This is a genomic window from Nitritalea halalkaliphila LW7, assembly GCF_000265075.1.
Classification (GTDB): Bacteria; Bacteroidota; Bacteroidia; order Cytophagales; family Cyclobacteriaceae; genus Nitritalea; species Nitritalea halalkaliphila.
The window spans coordinates 1-23497 of the sequence record NZ_AJYA01000040.1; the positions used below are offsets into that span (position 1 = coordinate 1).

Below are 23497 nucleotides of genomic sequence, written 5' to 3' on the forward strand. Positions count from 1 at the left end.
AATGGTTAATGCTTGCGATTGCCTCTTTGTTCTTGGTTTGGCTTTATGGTCTTTTTTTTAAAAGGTTTTGGGTATTTTTTTTTGGATTGAAACGTGTGGAAAGGCTTGGGTTAGGGTGGAGGCGTGTTTTTTTAGGGTTATTTTTTTGGGGTTTTTTGTGTGGCGGGGGAATATTATGTGGTGATGGTTGAGGGTGAGGGTGGATTTCGAGGGTTTGGGGTTGGTGGAGCGGCAGCATTTTGATTTCGCGACAGTGCGGTTATGCGCTAAAACGCTGCACTTATGTGCGGAGAGGGTACGGCTGTATATCCATTCTTAGGGTGTGGGGGAATTTTTGTTGTTTTATGGGGGTGGGAACGTGGGAGTAAGGCTTGCGGTCTATTGCGGCGGAGCGGCTTCGAGCACTTTTTATAGCTCCATGGCTATTTTACTTAGCAGCTCATACGATAGCTGTTGGGGAAGGTCAGAGTTTTCACTTTTTTTGGTAAGACGAAAATTTATACACGTTTTAAAGGATATATGAGGAAATGAAAAAAGTAATATTACAAGAAGTTGTTGAGAAATATGGTCTCACAAGTATTCAAGAAGAACTTCAGTTGCTGACGGAAGATAGATTAGATATAAAAGTGGCATTTCTTGGAGAATTTAGCTCTGGTAAATCTAGTTTAGTGAATGCCTAATGGGGAAGAAATTTTTACCTTCATTTGACAAGCCTACCACGGCTATGATAACTGAAATCAAAAAAGGTGAAGAGTATAAATTTGAAGTAATAAAGACAAATGAAAATGGGGCTGAGACGATCAGAGAAATATCTCCTGCTGATCTGGCTAGCGAAGTTCAGAAAACGGAGTCTAATTCAAAGATTAGGATATCCGTCCCCGATTCAGAATTACTGGACGATGATCTTTTATTGATCGATACTCCAGGCGTTTCTTCCATTGAAGATACGCATTCGGAAATTACCTATGGCTACATGCCACTTGTGGATGTTGCATTTCTTGTAATCAACATAAATCTCGGTTCCGTATCTAAAAGCTTGTTCGAATTTCTTAATCAGTATCCAGATTATATTCGAAACAAGATTTATTTCGTATTGAATTTCATCGACACAAAATCTGAAAATGAGATTAAGAAGCTTGAAGTAGAATTCAAATCTGCCATTTCTTCTTACGTCTCCAATCCCAAAGTATTGCCAGTTTCCTCTCTATGGGCAATAAAAGGAAATGATACTAAAGATGAGGCCTTACTCCAAAAGTCTGGAGTGCATGAAATAAAAAAGATTATCACTTCTGAAATCCCCAAATTAAAGGCGGAAATAAAGGAAGAGAAAATTAATAGAGCAGTTGATCAACTCTCTTTATTAGCTATATCTGCATTAAATCAGAAGATTGACGCTTTGTCAGACACCGATGAGGAGTTTTTTGAGAGAAGGGATGCTTTGAAGAATGAGATTGAAAATATCGAAAGAGGTAGAGCAAGTCTGCTCAGTAAAAAAGATCAGCTTAGATTGGAATTGGAACAGGCAGCCTATTCTGAAGTGAATTTCACCGCTGTCAAATTAATAGAGTTATTTAAAAGTAAGCGAGACGATTTAGTGGAAGCCGAGCTTCAAAGTTTTACAGATAATTTGGTTCAAAGTATCGAGCAGAGAGTCAAGTTATTTGATGAGTTTAGCTTGGATGGTATAAATATCAATTCTTCTTCGCAGGAGGCGCTCACCATGATCATGCATGAGGTGGGTGGTTTTTTCAAAAATGGTCAACAAACAAGCAAGATTGTTCAATCGGGACTATTGGCTGCACTATTTCCTGCGAAGGGTTCTTGGAATTTACTTGAGTTTGGTATTAGTTATTTTTTACAAAGTGGCGATAGGACTGCTGCAGACTCAAAGAATAAACAGCAAAGCGATAAACCTGAAACTGAAAAGCAAAGCGATAAACCTGAAACTGAAAAGCAAAGCGATAATACCTGAAACTGAAAAGCAGCAGCAGGAAATTGCTACAGCGGTAAGTCATTTGAAAAATATGAAGGGATGGAAGAAAGGATTAGGTGTTGTTACAATACTTATGGATAAATTAAACTTGATAGAAATGGCTTTCAATTGGATCGCAGGGAGCCAAAAGACGGATCACTTGAAAAAACAATTGAGGGGAGTCGCAGGTAAAACCGTTGATGCTGTCTTGCTTCAAATTGAGAACGTGATTAATCAGGTGGTAAAAGAAAAATTCCTTTTACCTTTAAATTCTAATAAAGAAGTGTTAAATAAATTAAGGAGTGAACGTGAAAATAAAATTAAAAACATTGATGTTTATGCTAGAGAGATACGAGTAGATATAGATAGATTAAGGTGATATGAATTCCAGGTCAGAAAAAATTAAAGTAGAGATAAATAGATTGCGCTCTAGGTTATATGCAGTTAAAGAATATTTAAAAAGATCCTATTGAAGCTAGAGTTAAAAGTTATGAAGAGCGACTAAATACTTTTCATACTGCTCTGAGTGAATTTACTGAGAGGTCGATAGAATCATTGGAGTATATTCATTATCATTTAGATGACATAGCTGAGGGGAATATCCCGCTTCAAGTAGGTGTAGTTGGAGGCTTTAGTACTGGGAAGTCTTCTTTTATTAATGCACTATTGGGGGATGAATTATTAGGAGTCAAAATTCAGCCTGCTACAGCCAAAATCACTAAGCTGGTTTACGGAGATGAACTAGAAATATTTAAAGTTTTTTCTGATGAATCAACAGAAGTAATTGATTTAGAGACCTATCAGAGGCTTAGTGTTCATGAGGATAAAGGCGTGACCAGTTTTCGAGATAATATAAAGTACTATCTCATAAAGTATCCTAATGATTACCTGCATCATATTAACTTAATAGATACGCCAGGTTTTAGTTCTATTTCAAAAGAGGATGATGAGTTGACTAAGAGCTATTTGAGCAATTTGGATGTTCTACTTTGGCTTTTTGACGCGAATAAAGTAGGAGACAAGACGGAAATAGACTTAATTAACGAGTTTGGTACTGGGGAAAAGATTTATGGAGTAATTAATAAGATTGATCTCAAGCCGCCATCAGTAAGAGAAAAGTTGCTACAAGAGTTGTATAAATTATTTCCTTTTGAAGGCTGTTTAGTTTTTTCCTCCAAGCAAGTTTGTGAAATTAACCAAAAGGAAAATGAATTGCATACTGTTTTCGAGGATATTTTCCAAAAGGTTAGTTCAAGTCTCGATAAAGATCAGGTATTTGAAATCAAGCAAGATAGAAGAAAATTAGCTGTGGCTGTTAATGGCTTACTTTATAGGGAGTTTCAACTTATCAATAATAGACAAAAGGAATACTTAGATTTTCAAGTGAGCCTACTTGAGAAACTTGATGAATTAAAAATCCAAAAAGACGATTTCTTATTTCATAAAATGCTTAATGATATTTTGCGGATTAATAAAGATTTGAAGTTTTTTGTGAATAAGTTAGTTCAATTTATAGATGAGGAACTAACGAACTTAAAAGAATTTCAAAAGCTAATAGAGTCTGAATGGGAGGAGGCACCTGGATCGTTGAGGAAATATTTAAAAGTATTTCTTGATGAGGTGAATGATCATATTTTTGATTTTTCAAAAAATAGATTGAGTAAATATACTTGGTTTATATCTAAAGACACTTCAAAATTAGATATGAAGAATAACTTTCTTCTTCTCGATGAAAATGAGCGGAATAAATTAAGGCTTTCAATAAGCGATTTTATCAAAGATAAATTGATTTTTTTGATTCGTAATATTTCTAGGTTTATTCAAACAAATGATCTTCTTTACTTTAGTTTTTCTATTGAGGATTTCAAGTTGGTTGATGAAGATGGTGTAAATTCTACGGTACGTAAAATTAATCGCTCAATAAAAATAATATGTAGTCAGTTTGTTAACAGTTATAGTGATATTAGTATGCAAACTGCTTTTAGTGAAACTGCTGATAAATATAATTATGATGGTATGTTAAAAAATATTGGAATGATGTTTCCTGGTGAGATATTATGCTATAATATTTACGATTGTCTTTTTGATGATTTAAGGGATAGCTATTATTCTCGTCGAAATGTCAATTTAAATAAGATTGATTTACTTAATGAGATTAGAGGATTATTGTATTAATTATTTTAATTTATGAATATGGAGTTACTCGATGACTATATCATGAAAAAGACTAAATTGTTTAGTCTTTTGGATAGATTAAAAGATGATGGTTTTGTGCCTTGTGAATTTCTTGACAAAAGGTATAATGAGGAAAATATTAATGAAATCAAGAAATCCATACAAGATGGTAAATTTACTATTTCTGTATGTGGTCAAATTAATGCAGGTAAATCCTCATTTATAAACTTTTTGTTATTTAATGGAAGGCCAATTCTCCCAGCTGATGACACGCCTTGGACTGCTAAATTGTGTAGTATATGTTACGGTGAAAAGAATTCTGCAGTCGTAAAGTATTATAGTCAAGAGAGTTGGGAAAAAATAAAAAAACAGGAGTTTTTAAACGAAGCGGGTGAAAAATTAAATTATTACGAAACATTTTTGAAAGAAGATGTTGATAGAGCTAGTAGGCAAGGTATTTATCAAGATCAGGTTATTACGAAAAATGGTAAAGTGGACAGAAATGTTTCTTTAGAAGATTTAACACAGTATGTTACTAAAAATGGTAACTATACACCTTTTGTAGAAACTGTTGAAATTCAAATCAATAATGAATTGCTTAAGGGCGTTACTTTTGTTGATACACCTGGAATTAACGATAGGAATGAGCTAAGATCTAAAGTAACGACAGATTGGATTCAAAAGTCCAGTGCGGTTATTTATTTATTCTACACAGGTCAATCACTTTCCAAGGCGGATTTCGATTTTATTGATATGCATCTGGCTGCTATCAGTTCAAAAAAGATTTTATTTTTAGTTACTAAAGCGGATACAAGTAACGATTATCAAGGAGCTGTAGATTTCGTTCAGGAGAATTTGAGAAATAATCCAGATTTGAAGGATCGAAATTTCTTGTCTGCTAGTAAAAATGTTTTTCCTATTTCTACATTAGCCGCTTTAATTGATCAAAATCTAAAAAATGGGGTTGAATTGGATGAAGACTTGGCTTTTCACTTAGATCGATTGGAAGCTGATGCTCCCGAATTCTTGGATAATCAAGGGTTTATACCCCCATTTATTGAAGAATTGAAAAAGCATCTTATGGAAGATTCAGGTGATGCTTTGATAGATAAGGGAAAAGAGCTCATAAATGATGTGTTGCGAACTAAATTGGATGCTTTGACTAATCAACTTTCTGGCCTGGAAAATGAAGAAAAGATGATTTCTAAAGGTGTAGAGCAACTTATAAATGAGCAGAATGAAGTCAATCATAAAGTTTTAGAATTTGAGGATCTCAGAGACCGAGCATCTAATCGTTTTGTTTTTCTGTCCAATGAAATAAGAAACGAAATTGATTCTATGGTTAATGGTGTGTTGCAGCAATCCCGTAAGGATCTTGAAGTTAAAATTTTGAATATTAATTCCTTATATGAGCGGAGGAATAGTCTTGTGCATAAAATTAGGGATCAGTTAGAGGCTATTATAGTTCCTAAAATTAATAATAAAATCAAAGAATCAGATCACTTAGATAAAGTTAAAGAGTATCAAGATTATATTGTAGAGTCCCTGTCTAAGATAAGTTTGTCTAACTATCCTATGCGTAAATATCATTTAATCAGTCATTCTTTTTCTGGTGACCAGTTAAAGAAGAAATTATCTCTTGATGGTTTAACCTCCGATGCCTTGAAGAAACATGAAGATTTAAAGGTTTATAAATTTGTTTTTGATTTTACAGATAAGGAGAAATTTAATTCAAAATTATTTCGTACGGTAGATAGTTTTTACGAAGCTTTAGGTAATCAGTTAAAAGGTGTTATAAAACAAACTATTTTATCAGATGTGGAAATTGTACGTGATAGAATGTTTGAGCAGACTAGTAGGCATTTTCATTACATAAATGAAAAGTTGGCTAAGTATGAAGAGGATCGAAAAGATCGAGTGTTCATTCATGAGTCGATTAATCTTTCCATTAAAAAACTGAAAGAAGAAACCGATAAAATGAAAGAAGTTCAAGCCGAAATTGAGAAGATGTTAGCAAATATTTAGATCAAGTTTATGGACGATAAAAATAATATTAATATGAGTAATTTAGAGATATTTTCTTCTGTAGTTATTGGGTTAACTATTGTTGGTTTTGGTATTTATCTTGTTACTAGGAGAAGGCGAAATGATCTTCAGGATAGCACAGAGGCTCTTTCTCCTGCGATTAAAAGTATTATAGACAATCATTTTGATAATATTAATAATGAAAATAAGGAGAAGTACAAATCTAGTTCCATTGCCTTGGATTTTAGGATTAAAGAATGGGATAAGAACTACACTGTTAAAGCCGATGTGTACGCTACATTTTCTGATCTAAAAATTCCTTTTGATAGTTGGAATCAATCTACCAAATACGTGAAGGATTTATTTAGTTATCGAAGTCAATTAGTACTAGATGACTCCCAAGTATTCGAAATGTATGGCCGTCTTAAAATTATTGATGGTAAATTTCAAGCATTAAAAGAAGCAGAGGAGGAGTTTGGTATAAGTAAAACGCACCCAGAAGTTTATAAACGTCATTTAGAAAGATTAGAAGCTGAGCGTAATAGACTTGTTAAAGGGTAATCCTTCTTCTATAATCCAAAATGTTAGTGGAAAGCCTTGGCCTAGAAGTAGGGTCTAGGGCTTTCGTTTTTGATTTTTATCCTAATCTTTCTCTGTTGGGCGAGCATTCGCTTATGGAACAGGTCCTTCGTTTTTATTTCTCAAGGTTTTCTACAGTATTGTTTTTTTAGTCGGTATTCTCCTTATATTTATAATGCTCTATCTTGCTACTCATCATGAGAACGCTTAACTTCCTTTTTATTTTGGTTTTACCCTTAATGGCCTACAAGATATGCAAAAAGAAATCGTCGAGCAGTTTGTACATGCTTACAATGCCTTTGATGTAGACGGAATGTTACGTAACATGGATCCTGATGTTGTTTTTGAAAACAGTCAGGGAGGAGTGGTTACGATGCGCTTGGAAGGCGTGGATGCCTTTCGAGCGCAGGCGGAACAAGTTAAAGACTTTTTTTCTGAGCGAGAACAAGTGGTGGAAGCCTGGGAATTCACAGGTGACAGTGTTCGTATAGAAGTGGCCTACATGGCTACTTTGGCACGCTCTATTCCAGATGGTCCCCAAGCGGGAGAAACACTTCGGCTACGGGGTGTTTCTACCTTTGTCCTGAAGGACAATAAAATTACTTACCTCAAAGACGAGAGTTAGCTGCTTCGCTTGCTCTATACGGGGACATTTCTTTTTTAAGTAACTCCGTGCAAGAAATCGTTTTGGAGAAAATTTGGGTAGCCATGCTGCCCCTTTTTTTTGAGTTTGCTTCACTTGCCCTTGAGTGAATTGTCTCAATGGTCTACTTACTACCTTGATACAGCCCCAAGCTACATCCGGGATATCCGTTTTCCCTGATTTCGAAAAAGAAAGGAAACGAAAGCAAACGAAAGTGAAAAGGAAAGCAAACGAAGCCAAATGATCATGAATTTCGGAAAAAGGAAAGAAAACGAAAGGAAACGAAAGCGTTCGAACATGAAAACGTAGGTGTTCGAAGGCATGTTAACAGAATTCCGAAAGGATGTTGCTTACCGTTCATCGATGCTGATCGCCTTCCACCCCCATGTTTTCTTCTTTTTATTTAGAGATAATAGGGCTTGGCACTAAGTTGTGCCTCGTTCTCTAGGCCAAGGTCCTGGATCCATTTTGGTTCTACATACACATCTCCTACAAAACCAAAGGCTCCTGAGATGGCCATGCGTAAAGTCCCAGAAAAAGATTTTAAAGCAGGTACAGCCGTTGCATCGCCGTCCTTTTTGGCCGTCAAGGCTTATGGAATCCTCCTTCTGTCTTCTCAGCAAAGCGCACCCGCAGCACATCGCCGATTTTTGGTTTTTTCACCAGCCCCGCATAGCGGAAGAAACCGAAATTTTCCTGATCGCCAACGAAATTTAGTATCTGCTTATTCGCATTCACGAACTCCACTACCACCAGCTCTTCGGGCATGTCCTGAAACAAAAGCTCCTCTGCCTGCTCAGCGTATTGGCGGTAGAATGTAGCGTTCGAGGAAGACCCTGTAGCCTTTTCATACCAGGGTTCCGCCATCCATTTCGTCAGCAGCGTAGAGCTTTTCCATGCTGCACGTTCACGCGTCGCCAGCATCTTCGAAATCTCTGTTTTTGCCTCGTTATAGAGGCCACGCGCCACGAGAATACGCGTCAGATTTTCACGAACCTTTATCAAAAATTCGTCTTGGGTCGGAAGACTCAAGGCCTGACAGTAACACGCGAGCTGCTTGTCCTGATCCCCAGGATACAAGGCCGCTAAGAGATCCCAGACCCAAAAATCCCGTCTCTTTTGCTTCGCAAAAGGTAAGAAGGCGGCCAGACCCTCCTCTCCACTACCCACCGTAAGCAGCAGGCGGGCCTTAAAGTAGGGAGGATATACGTACTCAGGATGCTCCTCTATTAGGGCATCCAGCTTGGGTAAAAAGGAATTGACACGGACTGTGTTGACCTGTTTAATCAATTGTAATTTATGAGCTGCCTCTCCTGCTAAAAGTTTTTTCGCATAGGCGATGTAGGCTTGCTCTGCGAGAGCCATAATGGTTCTTCCCTGATACGTGCTCGGTAAGAAGTCTTCGGGCAGGAAGTGGCGCAGGTCCCACCAGTCAGCAAAGTCCAAGAAGTCCACCCAGTTTTCGCGCCCCTTATGGAAACTCCGGTAGAGAAAGGTGTAGGCGGCGGAGGGCTTACTGAAAGGAAAGTTATAAACACCCTTCCAGATAGCGCTCAATTTGCCGTAGTCTACGGGCACACTATTTTGTAGCTGCATTACGTAGGATCCGATTTTCCATGCACAGGAGTCGAAAAGTATCGTATCCTCTTTAGGTAGCTGCAGCTCGTCCAACTGACGGAGGGTCTGGAGCACCTCCTCATGGGCTCGGGATTCAATCTGCTTTTTTAAGAATTCGAAATACACCCAAGCGATGGCACGTTTACTCCAGATCGAACTGGGGTCATTGGCTAGCGTTTCTTGGGCCAGGGTAAGCGCTTCCGAAAGCCGACCTGCTTGGCGAAGTGCTTTAATCTCTTGGTGGCGCATAAGTGGACTCGTTTAACTGGTGGATAAGTAGGCGAACCGCCTCGCTGATCTGAGGACTGCTGGCATTTTTTTTCTAAGGGACGAACCTGGCCGAAAAACCCGCCTTGTCATAGCTAAAGTCCAGCTGGCACTGTTTCCCGTTTTTTTCTATTGTGTAGCGTTCACAGTACTGCAGATGCTCCACGTGTGTGATTACCTCTCCATCTTGGAAGCTTGTTCTTAGCCAGTCGAAGAGCACTTTTAGAAAGGGCTTTTCTTCACTGAGTGCGGGCTCGAACTGGAATGCACGGGAGCGTTCCTTTTCCGTCTGGATGCCTATCGGCAAAGCTTCCGCCAGAAGCTTTAGGATATCCAGATATAGAGCCTCTGAATTCGTGCCTTTTGGTATTTTTTGGAAACTGTCCTTAAAGGTGTCTTTCCCATTTACCCAGTATTTTAGGGCAGCCGTTTCACTTCCACGGTAAAAGTAATAGCGGATTTCATAACCCACGCGCTCCCATGCCTGCATTCTTATATTGGCCTTTTCCAGCGTGTACCACCTCTGCACGGCATGCTCCTGGATACTGCGTGGGGCTTCCCTGAGCTGAAATTGCGCCAGCATAGGAGCCACTTCCTCGTAGGACAGCTGCACCTCCTGTTTTTCCACATGCTGCTCTGCGGGCTGTTTGGCAGGAGCACCGATAAACTGCATGCTATGCAAGCTGGAGAAGTGCGGCGGATTTATGCAGTACAGGGTTTTAGAAGCTCTGGTGATGGCCGTATAGGCCCAGCGGAAGAAAGTGCGGTTTTTCTTTCCACTCGCATCCTGCCTGTCGTTATAGAAGTCGAAGCCTGGTTTAACGCCTATGTCCCAAAACACAAAGGCATGGGGCCATTCGCCTCCTTGTGCTTTATGGCAGGTGACAGCGTAGCCAAATTTCAAAAGCAGGCAGTTAAAATAAGGGTCTTTTAAGAGGGCCTCGTCGAGGGAGGGGGCATTTTTTTGATTATTATACCGGATTTTAAAGTCGATGTAAAGGGCTTTTTGCTCCTCTGGGCTAAGGCCTTCCTCGGCATAGAGGAAATTCTCTAAGAAAAAAGCGCTGCAGGTGCGGGCCCCCCGTGTCATCATCCCTGTAGAGTTCCACGTGCCTCCAAGTAAGCCGAACCTTTTCTCCATTTTTTATGGGCACCTCTCTACTTTCCGATCTGCTCCCGATCGCACGTATTTCTGCGAACTCTCCATTAAAGAGTTGCAGCTGAGGGTTGTTTTTGGCGATAATGACCCGATCACCCACTTGCATTTGTGCCTGTCCAGGATAGCGGTACTTGCGGATGGCACGGTTCAGTTTCTGAGCAGTCTTATTTTGGTAGCAAATCAGCATCTTGGGCTCAGGAAGGGGAGCATAATACTCCATGAAGCGGCTGACGGGTAGTTGTATCAGGTCTTGCTGGCGCAAAGGGAGCTGAAAATCATTAAAGGTTTCAGAGGTGATGGACCTACGTAGGGCGGTGGCCATGGCCAAAATGCCGGCTGCACTACTCTGGCGCTTGACTTCTTTCAGCTCCACCTCTTGGGAAGTCAGCTGAAAGTGTTTTGCTAAATACGTAGCATCCAGGGCTGGGGAACTGTTCATGCCCACTGGCGGAAGCTGGGCGGGGTCACCTACAAAAAGGATTTTGATACGACTTTCGGGGTTTTGCACCTGGGAGTAGCTGATCAGGTCACGCAGGAGGTATCCGCTACCAAATCGAAAAAATTCGTTTTCGCTGTAGGCGTCACTTACTAGAGAAGCCTCATCGATGATGAATAGGTGATCGGGATCTACGGAATACGTACTAAGCTCATAGACGTAATGAAAAGAAGGCGCATCTTCGCTGGTTTTCTGTGGAACTTCCTTTAGGTTTTGGAAGCTGTAGATAGTCCGGTGGATGGTGTTCGCCTCGTGTCCCGTTTTCTGTTGAATTACTTTAGCAGCTCTTCCTGTGGGTGCCATAAGCTGAAAGGTCTTCTTTTGCTCTTTCAGATAGGAAATTAGCCCGCTGAGCAAAGTGGTTTTCCCGCTTCCAGCATAGCCTTTTAGCAGGAAAACGGGGCAGTTGTTCTGGGAGAGAAAGTCTTCGAGCTGTCGTACGGCTTGCTCCTGGTCTTGGGTTAAGGTAAGGTCGGTGTAGTGGTTCAGTAAGTGCATGGCCTTCACGTTAAATGTCTTACAAGTGGCTTACTGGGACAGCCGCAGGTTTTTCTGAAGTGTTTCTTCGATAGTGCCCACGAAATCCTGTAGAAACCCGTAGAATTTAAAGTAGTATTTCGCTTCATTTCCGCGAATGCGTTCGATGATGGACTGCTGTACCTTGTTGATTTTACCTCCCCGATGGTTCAGGTTCCGGATCTGGTAGATCTCATCGAAAATACGGCAGATGGTAGAAAAGGTGTACGCATTGCGCAGCAGCGCACCATCAAAATAATAAAACAGTAGTACGGCGCGAAATTTCCGGTTCGCGAACCAGCCCTCATTTCTCGTGCCGAGGGTGGACTCGAAGACAAGTTCCTGCACGCTCGTGTCTGTGATTAGTGGAAATTCATAGGTTTTGCTTTGAATGTTGTACTGAGACTTGTATAGCAGGTCGTTCCTTTAGGTTTTCCCAGTTTGGCTCGATCAGTTCATGGAAGAAGAGCGATACGATGTTTTCGATTTGCTGATACATGCAGAGGCAAAAGTTGTTGAAGTCATCACGCCGCCGCTCATGTTCCATTTTTTTATAATCTTCGATGAGCTGTTCGCGGATTTGAGTGATGGGGAACTTTGCATAAAAGGCACGTGCCTGGGCATCGATTTTTTGTTCTACGCAGTATTCGTGGATGTGCTGGATGACATCATTACCCGCGATTTTATCTAAAGGCGCGGTGTTTTCGATGGTCTGCAGTAGGGCATCCACCATCCAGGCATTTTCCTTTTCCTGAAGTAAATCCCCGATGAGCAGGATGAGTTTTTCTAATTTGGCCTTATCTGTCATCGTTTATTGGTTTTAAAACTGTCATAAAGCCGGAGGCCCTGCTCCAGGCCTTGACCAAGTATCGTGTCCACCACGCGCTCCAGGTTTGTGGCCCCAGAGGCGCTGGCTTTTTCTTTTGTAGTGAGGGCATGAAAGCGCGAAGCCAGCTGCTGATAGGTACTGTCTTCAGGGCCTTTGACCATTTTCAGAAACTCCAGCTTGCCGCTGCAAACCTGCTGCAGGGAGCTGGTGCTAACGTCTTTTAAATGGCCTTTATCGCGGAGGTAATCCCGAAGGAAAATTTGTTGTGCTTTGGCGTAGCCATACCGTTCCCAAAAGTATATCCACATGCGTAGCTGCTTCACATAGCGCCGGCGTACGTTCACTTTTTCGTTCACGATGAGGCCAGTCGCTTCCTGTCGATAGCCGAGGCGCTGGAGGCGCGTTTTATCGGGATGGATGCGCAGCTGCTGGTCTTCTTCAATGATGCGGCGAAGCTCGCTCTGAAATTCGGGGTTTCGGAAGCAGTCGTAGCCCGAAGAGAAGGTAATGTCATCGGCATAGCGGGTGTAGACCAGCCCAAAACGCTTAGCCAGCCCGTTTAGCCTATGGTCCAGTTTCTGGCATAGGATATTCGTGAGGGTAGGCGATGTAGGGCTACCCTGGGGGAGTACAGTACGCACTTCTCCATCGCAGTCGAGGGGATGCGTGCAGAGACTGGCCAGCAAGAAGGCAAGGGGCTCTCGCGGGCCGTTTAGGTGGAAGGGGGCGTACATGAGACCCAGCTTGACGCGATTTCGATCGAAAGAATGGAAAAAATCCTTCAGGTCTAAGTTGTACACATAGGGGCTTCCGATATGCTGTCGGGCATTATCGACGATGGATTTATCGGTCACGAAGCCTGTTGCGGCCTGATGGGGGCTATGGATACACTGGAGGATAAAGTTGAGCGCGCGCAGTATCGTTTTAAGGCCTTTAACAGGCGCATGGATAAGGCGTTCAGCCCCTGATTTCTTTTGAATGGTAAAGGTTTGATAGCGATCTTTAGCCTTTCGCGGATCTGCGTAGTAGGTAAGGGTTTTTAGATATAGCGGCGCAGCCTCCTCACCATAGAGGAACTGGTTCGCTAGGTTAAGGAGCTCTGCGAGGTCTTTTTTTGTCCGCAGGGCGGCAAAGGCCTCGCGAATCTGCTGATTTTGATGTGGTTCTGGCTTCATATTCGCTTCAAGAAAAAGCTTTGAAATACCTGCCGGATACTCTATTTGTATGTAGGACCGATGACCCCGATACCTGTGTATCGACACTGTCAAAGGTCTATTTCCCCAGTAGCGGGGTAAATTAGAATGTTAATGGCGCATTTTAAATGAATAGTATACATATATACTGTTTCATTTAAATTGAGAATGCTCTCCACACATGCATCCCAATACGCGATTGGGAATAGATGCCGATCATTGCCCTGCCAGAGCAGGGCCAGCACCCGCGAATCAATATCTTATGGCAGGTATTTCAAAGAACTGGAGCAAAAGTCGCAGCTAACTGTGCAGTCTATCTGCGTAGTAAATATAAGAATAAAGTTAGTTCAATGCCATGGTTTTTCCCTATGGTTTATGTTTTATATTCGTAGAACAAGCCCCTGATACGCTTTATCAGCGCTGTAGGGGATTATTTCCTGTTTACCCGTTCGTGGCGGTTTAGGTTCAGCGATATCCAACCACTCATAGTTAAACTGATGTGCTTCTAAAACTTTAGTAAGTTAATGGAAAATTTTATAGTTTTTGAAAATTAAGGTCCGGTATTTTTAGGCATGAAAAGTATGTGAAAAATAGTCCGCTCTATTAAAGCCTATCAAAGGTATTTCTTACATATGCAGTCTATATGCAAAGATTAGAGGTATTTGCTGGTTATCGACTCTGCAAGTGCCTTAAACTTCGACCTTAGTGACGGTGGACTTATAACTTCCAGCCCGTCCAAGTAAGAAAACAGTAGGGCTAATAGTTCGTGATTCACCTGCACGGCTATTTCAATTCGTGTCTCTGTGTCGGATTTATGCTTGACTTTCTGTGATCCATGCAGCGGCTTACTTTCTATGTAGGGCCATAAGGCATTATCTACACGGATTTGGATGGTCTCTACCTCCACATCGGGTCTAACGGTCACCCCGATGACATCCTCAAAATAGGCGTCGAAGTCTAACTGCTTATTTTCCCGATAGCTGACCTTGGCGCTTGTAAACTGAAGGATGCGATCAAGCGCAAAATTCGAAATAGCGTTGTAAGTTTCATTATGCCCAAATAAAAACCAACGATTGTTGAACTGCTTGAGGTACCAAGGATGTAGGGTTACTTGTGTTGGTGTGTTTTGTCTAAATCCCTGATAGACAATGTCTAGTGCCACTCCATGCTGAATAGCATTAAAAATTTCCGTGAAATGGTCTAACCCCTTTAAAAAAGGGTTTTGCTCAAAGCCCACAATAGACCCGACGTCCTCCTTTAAGTGAAAGACTTTCGTTAGTCTGATGTGCATCTCTTCAATCCACTCAAACTGTGGCATTCCTTTAAAGCGTGATAAAATCGTGAGCGTCTCCTTTAGTTGCTCTGCCTCGGCCTGGTTAATTCCCTGGTCTTTGATCGTGAAAGCCCTATCCGCATAACGGTAATACACTCTTTTCCCTTCCTTTACCCTTTCCAAGGGTATGGACCAGCCCTGATCACTTTCCATAAACTTAATATCATCAAAAACTTGCCTCTTTTTAACGCCATTTTCAGTTCCGGTAAACTCATAAATTGCTGCGTTACTCGCTTCAACCAAGTCCTCGATAAAAAATTTTCTCCCGAAGTTTGCGAAGCACTTATCTAAGGCGTGATATCTTATGGTTGCGTGTTTGTTCGTCGCCATGGCGGTTTCTTTAGTTGTAAGCGAATTTAATGAATTAAAGGGAGTAAATGGAATTTATTCAGCCCCACACAAACGGGAACCCTCCTCACTCACCAATTTACCCCCAAAGCCACATCCGGGATATCCGTTTTCCCTGATTTCGAAAAAGAAAGGAAACGAAAGCAAACGAAAGTGAAAAGGAAAGCAAACGAAGCCAAACGATCATGAATTTTGGAAAAAGGAAAGAAAACGAAAGGATTCGAAAGTATTCGATTATGAAAACGAAAGGATTCGAAAGCAAACGAAAGCGAGTGTAAGTCGATGGCGGGATTGGTGGATTGCCTATTGGAGTGGGGGTGGTAGTAGAGGGGGGAGACCGCGCAGGTTTGGCCCAGGGGGCCAAAGGGTCGGGCTGAGGATAGATAGAGTCGGGCTGAGGATAGATAGAGCCAGGCCGAGGATAGATAGAGTCGGGATGAAGAGAGAAGGGTAGCGGGCAGTTGCTTTTTTACAAGCTTGTAGTTTCTCTGTGCGTGTGCTAAATTTTAGTAGTATTGGGTACCGATAAGGTAATCTGTCTTACGTTGGTCGTGGCCTATCTGTACAGGAACGGGGCTGCATCAACTTGTAAAACCAAAAACTGCCAAGCATGAGAAAAATTTCTGGACAGCTTATTTACTCCCCCGCTGATCTTACGCACTTTATTGCATGTAAGCATTTGACGACGCTCGAGAAAGAGGCCGTAGAGAGCCTTAGGAAAAAGCCAGCCCATACCGATACGTTTGGACAGGCCCTGCAGGAGCGGGTGCTGGATTTTGAGCGGCAGCTCCTCCAGAAGTCAGAGGAGGAGGGGAAAAAAGTCCGGAGCATTTCGCAGGATGACCCGCTGGCTGCGGAGAAAACCCTTGCCGCCATGCGCGAGGGGGTGGACCTGATCTACCAGGGCAACTCGGCAAGGCGGGGGAGTGGCAGGGTAGGCCCGATTTTTTGATGAAAGTGGATAAGCCATCGGCACTGGGGAGCTTTTCCTATGAGGTGCTGGCTACCCAGTGGGCCATGGGAAACAGAGCAGCTACCCTCATCCACCTCTGCATGTACGCAGATGCACTGGTGGGGCTGCAGGGACTCTTGCCGGAATTAATTTGGGTGAAAACCGCAGAGCATGCTATTTCCTATCGTGTGGATGCCTACATGTCCTACGTCCGATACGTGAAAAAACGTTTTTTTGGACGCTGTCCAAAGTGCCGCGCCAGCTACCTACCGGAGCCGGTTCCGCACTGTGATGTCTGCACCTGGTGGGAGGTCTGCAATGAGCAGCGAAGGAGGGACGACCACCTTTCCTTAGTGGCGGGTATGAGGAAGATGGAGATGAAAGAGTTAAAGGCCAATGGCGTGGAGACCCTTAAGCAGTTGGCGTACGTTCACTTTACAGCTAATTTTAGGATCGCCACAGGGACTATGCAGCTCTATGAGAAACTGCGGGATCAGGCGAAGGTACAGTGGCGGAGTCGTCAATCAGGCAACAGACTGCTCTATGCGTTACTCAAGGTGCAGCCAGATCAGGGCTTCCGTAAACTGCCTGAGCACATGCCCATGACGTTTACTTGGAGCTGAGGGGGAATCCTTTAGTGGAGCCGGATGGCTTGGAATACCTTTTCGGCGGCTATTATCAGGGGTGCTATCAGGGAGAATGGGCACGAAATGAGCCGGAAGAGAAGCAGTTGTTCGAGGAGTGGATCGACCGTGTAGTGGAGATCAAGGTTGCCCATCCAGGGATGCACATCTATCACTATACGCCTCATGCGACGAGGGCTCTAAAGCGTTTGGCCAGCAAATATAGCAGCAGGCGGGAGGAATTAGACGGACTTCTGCGCGCAGGGACCTTTGTGGACCTAGATGTAGTGGTCCGACAGGCGCTTCAGGCTAGTGTAGAAAACTATACGCTAAAGGAGCTGGAAAAATTCTTTGGTTACGAAAGGGAAATTGGGTTCCGAGAGGTGGCCAAACTTACATCCAGCTATGCATTTTTACTCGAAACGGGCAAGGCGGGGGAGGCGGATCCTGACATGCTGGCGGCGATCAAGTGGTACCACGAAGATGACTGCAGGACCTTAGCAGCGCTCCACACATGGCTGGAAAAGCTTCGATTAAAGGCTATCGAACAGGGAATCGCTATACCTAGACCGGAAGCACATCCCCTAAAGGCCAGCCAGGAAAGAGCCGAATTTCTGGAGCGGATTCAACCGATTTTCGAGCAGCTGATGCAGGGGGTGCCGGCTGTTCCGAGCGAGCGCACACCAGAGCAGCAGGGGAGGTACTTGCTCGCCCACATGCTGGACTGGTACCGCAGGGAAAAGATGTCTAAGTGGTGGGATGTTTTGCGCTTGAAAGCGCTTTCGGATGAGCAACTATTAGACGAAAGAGCCGCCCTCGCGTTTGTGCAGCACATCGGTCATTGGTTTGAAGATAGTAATACCCTTATGCACAGCTACCGCATCGCTAAGCAGGAGTTCGATCGCAGTCTAGGTATGAATATTTTAACTTTAGGGGAAAAATTCCCTGGTACCGTTTGGAGAATCGCCATACTTTGGGGTATCCTTCAGATGGGAAAGCGGCCGGATTCGATTCAGGAGGAACATCCTACGCGCTTATTTTCTATAAGGAGGAAGCACAGCAGCTGACCAAGGAGGAGGCCCTTATACGCTTAGCCGAGTGGGTCGTACAGCATGGTTTGGAACATCCCGATAGCCGCTATCGAGCCGTACGTTCTTTGCTGTTAGGGGCCGAGCCCCAAATTACGGAGGCGCTGCGGCCACAGCAGGATACTTTAGCCCTGGCAAAAGAGTGGGCGAGGAAACTGCACAACAGCTATCTCCTTATTCAGGGGGCTCCCGGGTCGGGGAAAAGCTATATGGCGAGCCGCATGATCGTGGACCTCATCAAGCAAGGGAAAAAGGTGGGCATCACCGCTAGGTCCTATGATGTACTTATGAATCTGCTTGAGCAAATTTGGGATCTCCGAAAGCAGGAAGGGCTCTCCTTTCGGGTTTCTCAAAAAGTAAAAGATGCGACAAGTAGTCAGAAGTGGGAAACATTTCATCAGTTGAAACAACTCACCGAGCATCTGCATACCTCTCAGCTAATCGCTGGGTTTCCCCTTTTGTTTGCGAACCTGGAGGCAGATCAGCAGCTGGACTATTTGTTTATCGATGATGCAGGGCAGCTCTCCCTGGTCGATGTTTTGACCTATGGCCTGTCGGCCAAAAATGTGGTCCTGATAGGCGATCCTCAGCACGCGCAGCCGTCGCGGGAGGTGCACCCTGCTGGCACGGAGGTGTCGGCATTAGCCCATGTGCAGCAGGGAAGGCAGACGATACAGGCGGCTCGGGGAATTTTTTTAGCGAGCACCTACCGCATGCATCCGGATATTTGGGCTTTTGATTCCGAGCAGTTTTATGCGAGGCAGCTGCAAGCAGATCCAGGTTTAGAGCCTCGGCAGCTCACGGGGAGGAGTCGATGGCAGGGCTCGGGCATTCGTTTTGTGCCGGTTAGGCACCAGGGCAATACCAATGTCTCTGAGGAGGAAGTGGACACGATTAGGGTGATCGTGCAGGAGTTAATGGGATTCGGGGTAAGACAAAGCGATTCTTCCGGCAAGGTAAGCGGGATAGGTTTTCGGGATATCCAGATTATCGCGCCTTATTCGGAGCAGGCCCGTTTACTGAAGCAGGCGCTGCAGAGGTTCTTCGTCGGCACTGTGGATGATATTCCGGATGAAGAAGCGGCCGTGGTGATTTATTCCATGACCAGTTCTTCCCCTGAAGATGCGCCGGGTGGCATGGAGTTCCTCTACAACGCGAACCGCTTTCATTTGGCCCTATCCCGCGCTAAGATCCTATTCATCTTGGTGGGTTCTCCAGCTGCTTTCGAGCCGAGGTGTAAGAGCCCGGCGCAGCTGAAGTTAGTGAATCCGTTTTGCAGGTTTTTAGAGGTAGTGGAAGAGGGCTCCTTTAAACGCGTTTAAGCTCCGCCGGCATCACACGATCACCGGGATTTCGAGGTAAATCCATTCTAGTGAAGCCTTCCTCCCCGAGGCAGACGCGGTACTTGCCATCATCTCCTTGAACGACCTGCAGTAGATCGGGGTCCTGAAGAAAGAGCTCGGCTTTAAAGTTTTTGACAATTGTATTTATCTTGCTAATCCAAGCGTCAAATTCCCTTGCATACCCCTGCCGTAATAGCGCTACCTCCTTCTGTAATCCTTCGGTCTTAAACTTGTACCGGCAGTATGTGACGGCTAACTGCTCTAAGTCCTCATCGGAAACTTCCTTACGCTCCAGTGGTCTGGTCAGCAGGGTGTAGTAAAGGGTGTCTACACGCCCTTTTGGTAGCTTTAGCTTATGCCATTCTCCTTTCACATGGATATAAAACTCCAATTTTTCGGAAGGATCTACGTACAAGTGAACCTCGGGGGAGGAAAAAATAGGTGCAGCTGATGATTGGAAAAAATGTTGCGCACGCGGTTCAAGGCGCGCTGCAGGCCTTCAAGGAAAAAATAGGCTACATCTGCTGAGATTCCGTGCAGCTGCAGGTTCTCGGGAGCTGCCATGCTTTTCATGCAGCTCTCGCAGATCATGCCCGAACGCAACTTCGTCAGCACCTCTTCCTTATTCCGGTTGAAGTCGAAAACACAGGCAGACACTCCCTGCTCATGGTAAAAGGTGTAATCGGTACGCGAATTTCTCGATCGAAACAGCATAGCCGTGTAGATAATCAAGACATGACTGTAAATGGCGTAAAAATTTTTTCCTCTGCCTGACTTTCTCCGCTTAAAATCATCTCCCAACAGTGTGCTGCAGAAGGCCACCTGCGGGTCACGCAGGTTATAGGCCGCGAACCAGTTCGCCTCATTTGGAGCATGTACCAAGTTGATCACAGCACCCGTGTCACGGATGTTTGCGTGGCCATCGAGGCAGATTCTCCCCGCATGGAACAGGTCTTCCCAGAACCAAAAAGGCTGTGTGGGAAGCACACGATCCGAAAGGTACAGGTTAGATGCACACTTAAATCTTCACGTAGGGTCTGCACGATACGTTCAGCGATGGCTTTCGAAGCCTCGTCGGCATGTAAAATGAGTTGCATAAGAAATGGAGTACAGTGAATAATTTGTTTACAGTGCGTAAGACTGTCCGAATATACGGAATTAACGAATTATTTTCACATAAAGCTAAGGTGTTAGGCTGATTTTCGTCAGTACTTGTCAGCTTTTGTTAGTAGGAAGAGGGAAAGGGCGTCCCTGCAGTGGCGGTATCCCACTTTTCGGTCAGCCGTGCCGCCTCTGCCCGTAAGGTGCCCAAGCCCTTTTCCAGATAGGGATGCTGAGGCTCTACATGTTGCCAAAAATGCAGGTATCCCCGCAGGCGCTCCAGGTACAAGACATCCCGCTGCCCCCTGTGCTGCAGGTGCCCGAGGAGCCCATATTTGCCCACATAGTGGATGGCCTGTCGGAGGGCACGCTTCCGCGCCTTGGGGACCTTTAAGGTGCCGCTGGCCACAGAAATTCCCGTGATGCACTGACGGCTGCCCGGGGCGGAGCCATTTGGTTTTTTTGCCGTTCACGGCAAAGCCCTCTTCCGAGACGATTTCTTCCACATAGCGGCGGATGTAGCGCGGAATGGGTGCGACAGCGGAGAAGGTCAGGTCATCGGCATAGCGGGTGTACACCAGGTCAAAGCGCCGGGCCAAGCCACTCAGCCGGGCATCCAGCGCCGCGCGATGTGGTTACTCAGGTCGGGACTGCTGGCGGCACCCTGCGGGAGGGCCTGCCGGCTGCAACAGAGAGCGGCCAGTGCGTAGGCGACCTTTTCGCTGTAGCCCAGATGCCGAAAGACGCTGATGACCCGATGCATGGAAATGGAGGGGAAAAAGTTTTTCAGATCCATTTTCAGCAGGTAGGGGCGGCCCAGATGGGGAGCAGCATTCGAACAGATGCTTTGCTGGCGTCGGAAACCCTTCGCGGCGGGGTGCAGCGGAAGCTCCTGCAGGATGTGCAACTTGATCCAGCGCTGCGCTTCCAGTAGTACGGGCTGCGGGGCGGAAATCTGCCGGCTCCCTCCCTGGCGCTTGGGGATCTCAAAATGCCTGTAAAAGGCATGCGGCTTGCTGATCATGTGCCCCAGGGTGGAGATTTTGACGCCTAAAAGTTCGGAAAGGTGCTGCAGGTTCCAGATCACGGGTACCTGGTTCCGAAAAAGTTTTTCGATGTACAGCTGCGTCAAAACCTTTGGTTCGTTTTCTTTAAGAAAGACATAGTACTGCTTCCAGTAGGCGTAGTACTGGAGGGTGCTGCTCTGCATGGGGCTGGGCATGAGTTGCTTGGGTTATAGGAATTCTGCGTATTCGTCTTCGTGCGGGGTATAGAAGTAGGGCTTCCAGATGGAGCAGCGCCTCCGCATCATGCGGGGGGGGATGCGCTTCCAGTCCTGCTCACTGCGGGAGGAGAAGAAGAGCGCCTTACGCTGCGCAAAGATCCACTTCTCCCCCTTTGGCGTGAGCCGCACCCAGTCCTCGGCCAGCTCCAAGATGCCGTTTTCCTGCCAGTGACGGACGGAGATGGCCAGCAGCAGGGGGCTGAGGCGGTAGCGGAGGTGCAGCTGATAGAGGGATAGTTCCTGCTCTTCCCACAGCCGGCGGAGTAGGATGCTATCGGTGCTGGCGGTCTGCATGGTGTAGGGGGCTTAGGTGTATCGGATACAGTTCGGGTAGCGCGCTGCCAGAAATAGGGGAGGACGAGCTGCTGCGGTTCGAGCCAGTGGAGCACCTCATAGGGCATGCCGAGGCTGTCCAGAAAGGGGCGCTGTTCTGCTCGCGCAAAGGCCAGGATGAGGCGCATGGGCCGCTCGGGGAGGCCATTGGTTTTCCAGCGCCGCTTCAGGTAGGCCACTTTTCGGAGCAGGAAGTTGCTGCTGTTCAGGTGGTGAGCCACCAGGAAAAGGGTCTTTTGGCTGACCATATCTTGGAGGTTTTGGAGCAGGTACACGTGGCAGGGCATGTGTTCCTCGGGCAGGGCATTCCGCAGGGCAAAGGCCGCGGCATAGTGCAGGTCGTTGGTTTGGAAGGAGCCGATGGTGCAGATCCAGTAGGTCTGGGGACGGTAGTGGCGCTGGATGGCTTCGGCGATGCCCTGAAAATCCTCCCGTAGGCGCTCTGCATGGGGGAAGTGGGCCTTTTCGAGGGCGCGGATCGGGTAGTGGTGGAGGCGGCTATCCCGGTAGCGCAGGACGTCCCCCTTCATGCGTTCGGCGATGGTGGAGCTTTGGGAGAGGATCCAGGGCTCCTGCCGGAGCAAAAAGAACCGGAACAGGCGCTTGAACTGGTTCGGGGAGAGGGCGGACTGGCTGTGTGTCATGTAGGCGTGGGGTTATGGTGTAGGGCTGCGCTTTAGAAAGCGCAAAGAGGGGGGAAGGGGGCGCTGCTTACTTGCTATGCATGCACATCTATACGCTAAAGCGCAAGCGGAGCTTTCGTTTTAAGCGGCGTTCCGTCCGGAACTGGGCCGCGTGTATGCCTGACAGCATACCGCGGCAGCGTAACATGGCCCATGGGCTGCGGGCGACTGCACCCCGTAAACTGCTAAGCCTGCGCTTTTCCCTTCCCTCTTTGCTTCTTTCGGGGGCTTTCTTCCCCGTTCTTACATGACAAAGATAGGGGATAAAAGGCCTGCTGCTGCGGTTTTACAAGCTTGTAGAATTAGGGGGCTGTCCGAGGTAATCGGCGAGAATGGGGCGGAAGCTGTCTTTTAGATCCACAAGGTAGATGTCAATTTTATAGTATCCGTTCGACGAACTACGTATTGGATTTATAATTGGCCTCTGTACTTGGCCCAGTTAGAAGGCAGTAGCTTGAAGAGGTCCTTATGCTTGATTCCCTGTATGCGATCAAAAATATCACTTAGCCACTCTCTTTCATCCAGACCATTTCGCTTACAGCTTGCCATAAAGGAGTACATGGCAGCAGTCATATGTGCAGCATCATGAGAGCCAGCAAACAGGTAGTTCTTGCGTCCAACGGCAAGCGGCCTGACAGCATTTTCGACTAAATTATTATCGATTTCCATGTCGCCATGCAGCGTATAGAAGCTTAAACCTGCCCAGCGAGAGTGGGCATACGCGACGGCCTCACCCATCGGACTTTTCGGGGGATAGGCGTACAGATTTTTATTTAACCAGTTGCCCAAAGTTTCCAGTATCGGAATCGCCTGCTCTTGTCTCAGCTTGGCGCGTGCTTCGGAGCTTAGACCGGCTTCCCTCATACTACTTTCTAAAGCATAGAGCACACGCATCTGCCCTACGACATACTGCGCAGCCTCTTGATCGTACTTTTCT

The 23497-nt window shown here is 45.5% G+C and carries 29 protein-coding genes; 14 read left to right on the forward strand and 15 right to left on the reverse strand.

Annotated features, from left to right (window positions below):
* The 8 genes from A3SI_RS20955 to A3SI_RS12550 all read left to right on the forward strand — a co-directional run.
* Positions 1-191: hypothetical protein (locus tag A3SI_RS20955; RefSeq protein WP_009056422.1), on the forward strand; the 191-nt coding region annotated here is incomplete at its 5' end.
* Positions 192-527: 336 nt separating this feature from the next.
* On the forward strand, positions 528-680 hold the full coding sequence (locus A3SI_RS18995; RefSeq protein ID WP_009056424.1) for a GTP-binding protein HSR1-related protein: 153 nt from the start codon (positions 528-530) through the stop codon (positions 678-680).
* A complete protein-coding gene (locus tag A3SI_RS12525; RefSeq protein WP_009056426.1) occupies positions 680-1972 on the forward strand; it encodes a dynamin family protein in 1293 nt (430 codons plus the stop codon). Before A3SI_RS18995 ends, A3SI_RS12525 begins: the two co-directional genes overlap by 1 nt.
* A gap of 52 nt (positions 1973-2024) precedes the next feature.
* Entirely contained in the window at positions 2025-2351 is a 327-nt protein-coding gene (locus A3SI_RS12530; protein WP_009056428.1) for a hypothetical protein, read from the forward strand.
* 176 nt (positions 2352-2527) lie between these two features.
* A complete protein-coding gene (locus A3SI_RS12535) occupies positions 2528-4147 on the forward strand; it encodes a dynamin family protein (RefSeq protein ID WP_009056430.1) in 1620 nt (539 codons plus the stop codon).
* A gap of 18 nt (positions 4148-4165) precedes the next feature.
* On the forward strand, positions 4166-6172 hold the full coding sequence (locus tag A3SI_RS12540) for a dynamin family protein (RefSeq protein ID WP_238531749.1): 2007 nt from the start codon (positions 4166-4168) through the stop codon (positions 6170-6172).
* Between the two features lie 9 nt (positions 6173-6181).
* On the forward strand, positions 6182-6733 hold the full coding sequence (locus A3SI_RS12545) for a hypothetical protein (RefSeq protein ID WP_009056432.1): 552 nt from the start codon (positions 6182-6184) through the stop codon (positions 6731-6733).
* A 271-nt stretch (positions 6734-7004) separates the two neighbouring features.
* Positions 7005-7376, forward strand: coding sequence for a nuclear transport factor 2 family protein (locus A3SI_RS12550; protein ID WP_009056433.1), 372 nt, complete (start codon positions 7005-7007; stop codon positions 7374-7376).
* Between the two features lie 421 nt (positions 7377-7797).
* On the opposite strand, the gene A3SI_RS12555 is transcribed toward A3SI_RS12550, so the two are convergent.
* The 8 genes from A3SI_RS12555 to A3SI_RS12590 form a co-directional block, all read right to left on the reverse strand.
* On the reverse strand, positions 7798-7983 hold the full coding sequence (locus A3SI_RS12555) for a hypothetical protein (RefSeq protein WP_009056440.1): 186 nt from the start codon (positions 7981-7983) through the stop codon (positions 7798-7800).
* Positions 7980-9260: a DUF7017 domain-containing protein gene (locus A3SI_RS12560; protein WP_009056442.1), complete on the reverse strand. Its 1281-nt coding sequence runs from the start codon at positions 9258-9260 to the stop codon at positions 7980-7982. The genes A3SI_RS12555 and A3SI_RS12560 overlap by 4 nt, the downstream gene beginning before the upstream one ends.
* Before the next feature lie 73 nt (positions 9261-9333).
* A complete protein-coding gene (locus tag A3SI_RS12565) occupies positions 9334-10371 on the reverse strand; it encodes an ATP-binding domain-containing protein (protein ID WP_162098457.1) in 1038 nt (345 codons plus the stop codon).
* Positions 10298-11431: an ATP-dependent DNA helicase gene (locus A3SI_RS12570; protein ID WP_156810298.1), complete on the reverse strand. Its 1134-nt coding sequence runs from the start codon at positions 11429-11431 to the stop codon at positions 10298-10300. Before A3SI_RS12570 ends, A3SI_RS12565 begins: the two co-directional genes overlap by 74 nt.
* A gap of 30 nt (positions 11432-11461) precedes the next feature.
* Positions 11462-11797, reverse strand: coding sequence for a hypothetical protein (locus A3SI_RS12575; protein ID WP_009056444.1), 336 nt, complete (start codon positions 11795-11797; stop codon positions 11462-11464).
* A gap of 25 nt (positions 11798-11822) precedes the next feature.
* Positions 11823-12257 (reverse strand): hypothetical protein, encoded by a 435-nt coding sequence (locus tag A3SI_RS12580; protein ID WP_009056445.1) that lies wholly within the window; start codon positions 12255-12257, stop codon positions 11823-11825.
* Positions 12254-13453: a reverse transcriptase family protein gene (locus tag A3SI_RS12585; RefSeq protein ID WP_009056447.1), complete on the reverse strand. Its 1200-nt coding sequence runs from the start codon at positions 13451-13453 to the stop codon at positions 12254-12256. Before A3SI_RS12585 ends, A3SI_RS12580 begins: the two co-directional genes overlap by 4 nt.
* 670 nt (positions 13454-14123) lie before the next feature.
* A complete protein-coding gene (locus A3SI_RS12590; RefSeq protein WP_202946866.1) occupies positions 14124-14957 on the reverse strand; it encodes a helix-turn-helix transcriptional regulator in 834 nt (277 codons plus the stop codon).
* Between the two features lie 805 nt (positions 14958-15762).
* On the opposite strand from A3SI_RS12590, the gene A3SI_RS12595 reads away from it, so the two are divergent.
* The 4 genes from A3SI_RS12595 to A3SI_RS12610 are packed head-to-tail and all read left to right on the forward strand — an operon-like array spanning position 15763 to position 19137.
* Positions 15763-16104, forward strand: a complete 342-nt coding sequence (locus tag A3SI_RS12595; RefSeq protein WP_040670895.1) for a hypothetical protein — start codon at positions 15763-15765, stop codon at positions 16102-16104.
* Positions 16104-16727 (forward strand): hypothetical protein, encoded by a 624-nt coding sequence (locus A3SI_RS12600; protein WP_040670896.1) that lies wholly within the window; start codon positions 16104-16106, stop codon positions 16725-16727. Before A3SI_RS12595 ends, A3SI_RS12600 begins: the two co-directional genes overlap by 1 nt.
* Positions 16718-17794 carry a ribonuclease H-like domain-containing protein gene (locus tag A3SI_RS12605; protein ID WP_040670897.1) on the forward strand — a complete coding sequence of 359 codons (1077 nt, stop codon included), beginning with the start codon at positions 16718-16720 and terminating at the stop codon, positions 17792-17794. The genes A3SI_RS12600 and A3SI_RS12605 overlap by 10 nt, the downstream gene beginning before the upstream one ends.
* Positions 17701-19137: a DEAD/DEAH box helicase gene (locus tag A3SI_RS12610; RefSeq protein ID WP_050977523.1), complete on the forward strand. Its 1437-nt coding sequence runs from the start codon at positions 17701-17703 to the stop codon at positions 19135-19137. The genes A3SI_RS12605 and A3SI_RS12610 overlap by 94 nt, the downstream gene beginning before the upstream one ends.
* Here A3SI_RS12610 and A3SI_RS12615 read toward each other — a convergent pair.
* The 6 genes from A3SI_RS12615 to A3SI_RS12630 all read right to left on the reverse strand — a co-directional run bounded on the left by A3SI_RS12615 (position 19124) and on the right by A3SI_RS12630 (position 21838).
* A complete protein-coding gene (locus A3SI_RS12615; protein ID WP_162098458.1) occupies positions 19124-19549 on the reverse strand; it encodes a bromodomain-containing protein in 426 nt (141 codons plus the stop codon). The two genes, A3SI_RS12610 and A3SI_RS12615, sit on opposite strands and share 14 nt — an antisense overlap.
* 14 nt (positions 19550-19563) lie before the next feature.
* Entirely contained in the window at positions 19564-20049 is a 486-nt protein-coding gene (locus A3SI_RS12620; RefSeq protein ID WP_009056453.1) for a hypothetical protein, read from the reverse strand.
* On the reverse strand, positions 20046-20255 hold the full coding sequence (locus A3SI_RS19000) for a hypothetical protein (RefSeq protein WP_009056455.1): 210 nt from the start codon (positions 20253-20255) through the stop codon (positions 20046-20048). Before A3SI_RS19000 ends, A3SI_RS12620 begins: the two co-directional genes overlap by 4 nt.
* A 128-nt stretch (positions 20256-20383) precedes the next feature.
* Positions 20384-20668, reverse strand: a complete 285-nt coding sequence (locus A3SI_RS17640) for a hypothetical protein (protein WP_050977524.1) — start codon at positions 20666-20668, stop codon at positions 20384-20386.
* A gap of 195 nt (positions 20669-20863) precedes the next feature.
* The gene (locus A3SI_RS17645) at positions 20864-21481 is read right to left on the reverse strand and encodes a reverse transcriptase domain-containing protein (RefSeq protein WP_050977525.1); all 618 of its coding nucleotides are present in this window, start codon (positions 21479-21481) and stop codon (positions 20864-20866) included.
* Positions 21482-21493: 12 nt separating this feature from the next.
* Positions 21494-21838 carry a hypothetical protein gene (locus tag A3SI_RS12630; protein WP_009056457.1) on the reverse strand — a complete coding sequence of 115 codons (345 nt, stop codon included), beginning with the start codon at positions 21836-21838 and terminating at the stop codon, positions 21494-21496.
* Positions 21839-21924: 86 nt separating this feature from the next.
* Between A3SI_RS12630 and A3SI_RS12635 the strand changes: the two genes are divergently transcribed.
* Together A3SI_RS12635 and A3SI_RS12640 are read left to right on the forward strand one after the other, a co-directional pair.
* Positions 21925-22314 (forward strand): hypothetical protein, encoded by a 390-nt coding sequence (locus A3SI_RS12635; protein WP_009056458.1) that lies wholly within the window; start codon positions 21925-21927, stop codon positions 22312-22314.
* A gap of 9 nt (positions 22315-22323) precedes the next feature.
* Positions 22324-22557 carry a hypothetical protein gene (locus tag A3SI_RS12640; RefSeq protein ID WP_009056459.1) on the forward strand — a complete coding sequence of 78 codons (234 nt, stop codon included), beginning with the start codon at positions 22324-22326 and terminating at the stop codon, positions 22555-22557.
* Positions 22558-22971: 414 nt separating this feature from the next.
* Here A3SI_RS12640 and A3SI_RS12650 read toward each other — a convergent pair.
* The coding region (locus A3SI_RS12650; protein ID WP_009056461.1) for an IS66 family transposase at positions 22972-23497 on the reverse strand (526 nt) is incomplete at its 5' end.

What these genes read in the sequence shown, in the direction of transcription:
- A3SI_RS12530 (WP_009056428.1), top strand. Translation starts at nt 2,025, where the DNA reads ATGAAGGGATGGAAGAAAGGATTAGGTGTTGTTACAATACTTATGGAT.
- A3SI_RS12595 (WP_040670895.1), top strand. Translation starts at nt 15,763, where the DNA reads ATGAGAAAAATTTCTGGACAGCTTATTTACTCCCCCGCTGATCTTACG.
- A3SI_RS12590 (WP_202946866.1), bottom strand. Translation starts at nt 14,957, where the DNA reads ATGGAAAGTGATCAGGGCTGGTCCATACCCTTGGAAAGGGTAAAGGAA.
- A3SI_RS12545 (WP_009056432.1), top strand. Translation starts at nt 6,182, where the DNA reads ATGGACGATAAAAATAATATTAATATGAGTAATTTAGAGATATTTTCT.
- A3SI_RS12540 (WP_238531749.1), top strand. Translation starts at nt 4,166, where the DNA reads ATGGAGTTACTCGATGACTATATCATGAAAAAGACTAAATTGTTTAGT.
- A3SI_RS18995 (WP_009056424.1), top strand. Translation starts at nt 528, where the DNA reads ATGAAAAAAGTAATATTACAAGAAGTTGTTGAGAAATATGGTCTCACA.
- A3SI_RS12580 (WP_009056445.1), bottom strand. Translation starts at nt 12,257, where the DNA reads ATGACAGATAAGGCCAAATTAGAAAAACTCATCCTGCTCATCGGGGAT.
- A3SI_RS12565 (WP_162098457.1), bottom strand. Translation starts at nt 10,371, where the DNA reads ATGATGACACGGGGGGCCCGCACCTGCAGCGCTTTTTTCTTAGAGAAT.
- A3SI_RS12585 (WP_009056447.1), bottom strand. Translation starts at nt 13,453, where the DNA reads ATGAAGCCAGAACCACATCAAAATCAGCAGATTCGCGAGGCCTTTGCC.
- A3SI_RS12560 (WP_009056442.1), bottom strand. Translation starts at nt 9,260, where the DNA reads ATGCGCCACCAAGAGATTAAAGCACTTCGCCAAGCAGGTCGGCTTTCG.
- A3SI_RS12640 (WP_009056459.1), top strand. Translation starts at nt 22,324, where the DNA reads ATGGGGGAAGTGGGCCTTTTCGAGGGCGCGGATCGGGTAGTGGTGGAG.
- A3SI_RS12630 (WP_009056457.1), bottom strand. Translation starts at nt 21,838, where the DNA reads ATGCAGACCGCCAGCACCGATAGCATCCTACTCCGCCGGCTGTGGGAA.
- A3SI_RS19000 (WP_009056455.1), bottom strand. Translation starts at nt 20,255, where the DNA reads ATGCAACTCATTTTACATGCCGACGAGGCTTCGAAAGCCATCGCTGAA.
- A3SI_RS12600 (WP_040670896.1), top strand. Translation starts at nt 16,104, where the DNA reads ATGAAAGTGGATAAGCCATCGGCACTGGGGAGCTTTTCCTATGAGGTG.
- A3SI_RS12550 (WP_009056433.1), top strand. Translation starts at nt 7,005, where the DNA reads ATGCAAAAAGAAATCGTCGAGCAGTTTGTACATGCTTACAATGCCTTT.
- A3SI_RS12525 (WP_009056426.1), top strand. Translation starts at nt 680, where the DNA reads ATGGGGAAGAAATTTTTACCTTCATTTGACAAGCCTACCACGGCTATG.
- A3SI_RS12570 (WP_156810298.1), bottom strand. Translation starts at nt 11,431, where the DNA reads ATGCACTTACTGAACCACTACACCGACCTTACCTTAACCCAAGACCAG.
- A3SI_RS17645 (WP_050977525.1), bottom strand. Translation starts at nt 21,481, where the DNA reads ATGCCCAGCCCCATGCAGAGCAGCACCCTCCAGTACTACGCCTACTGG.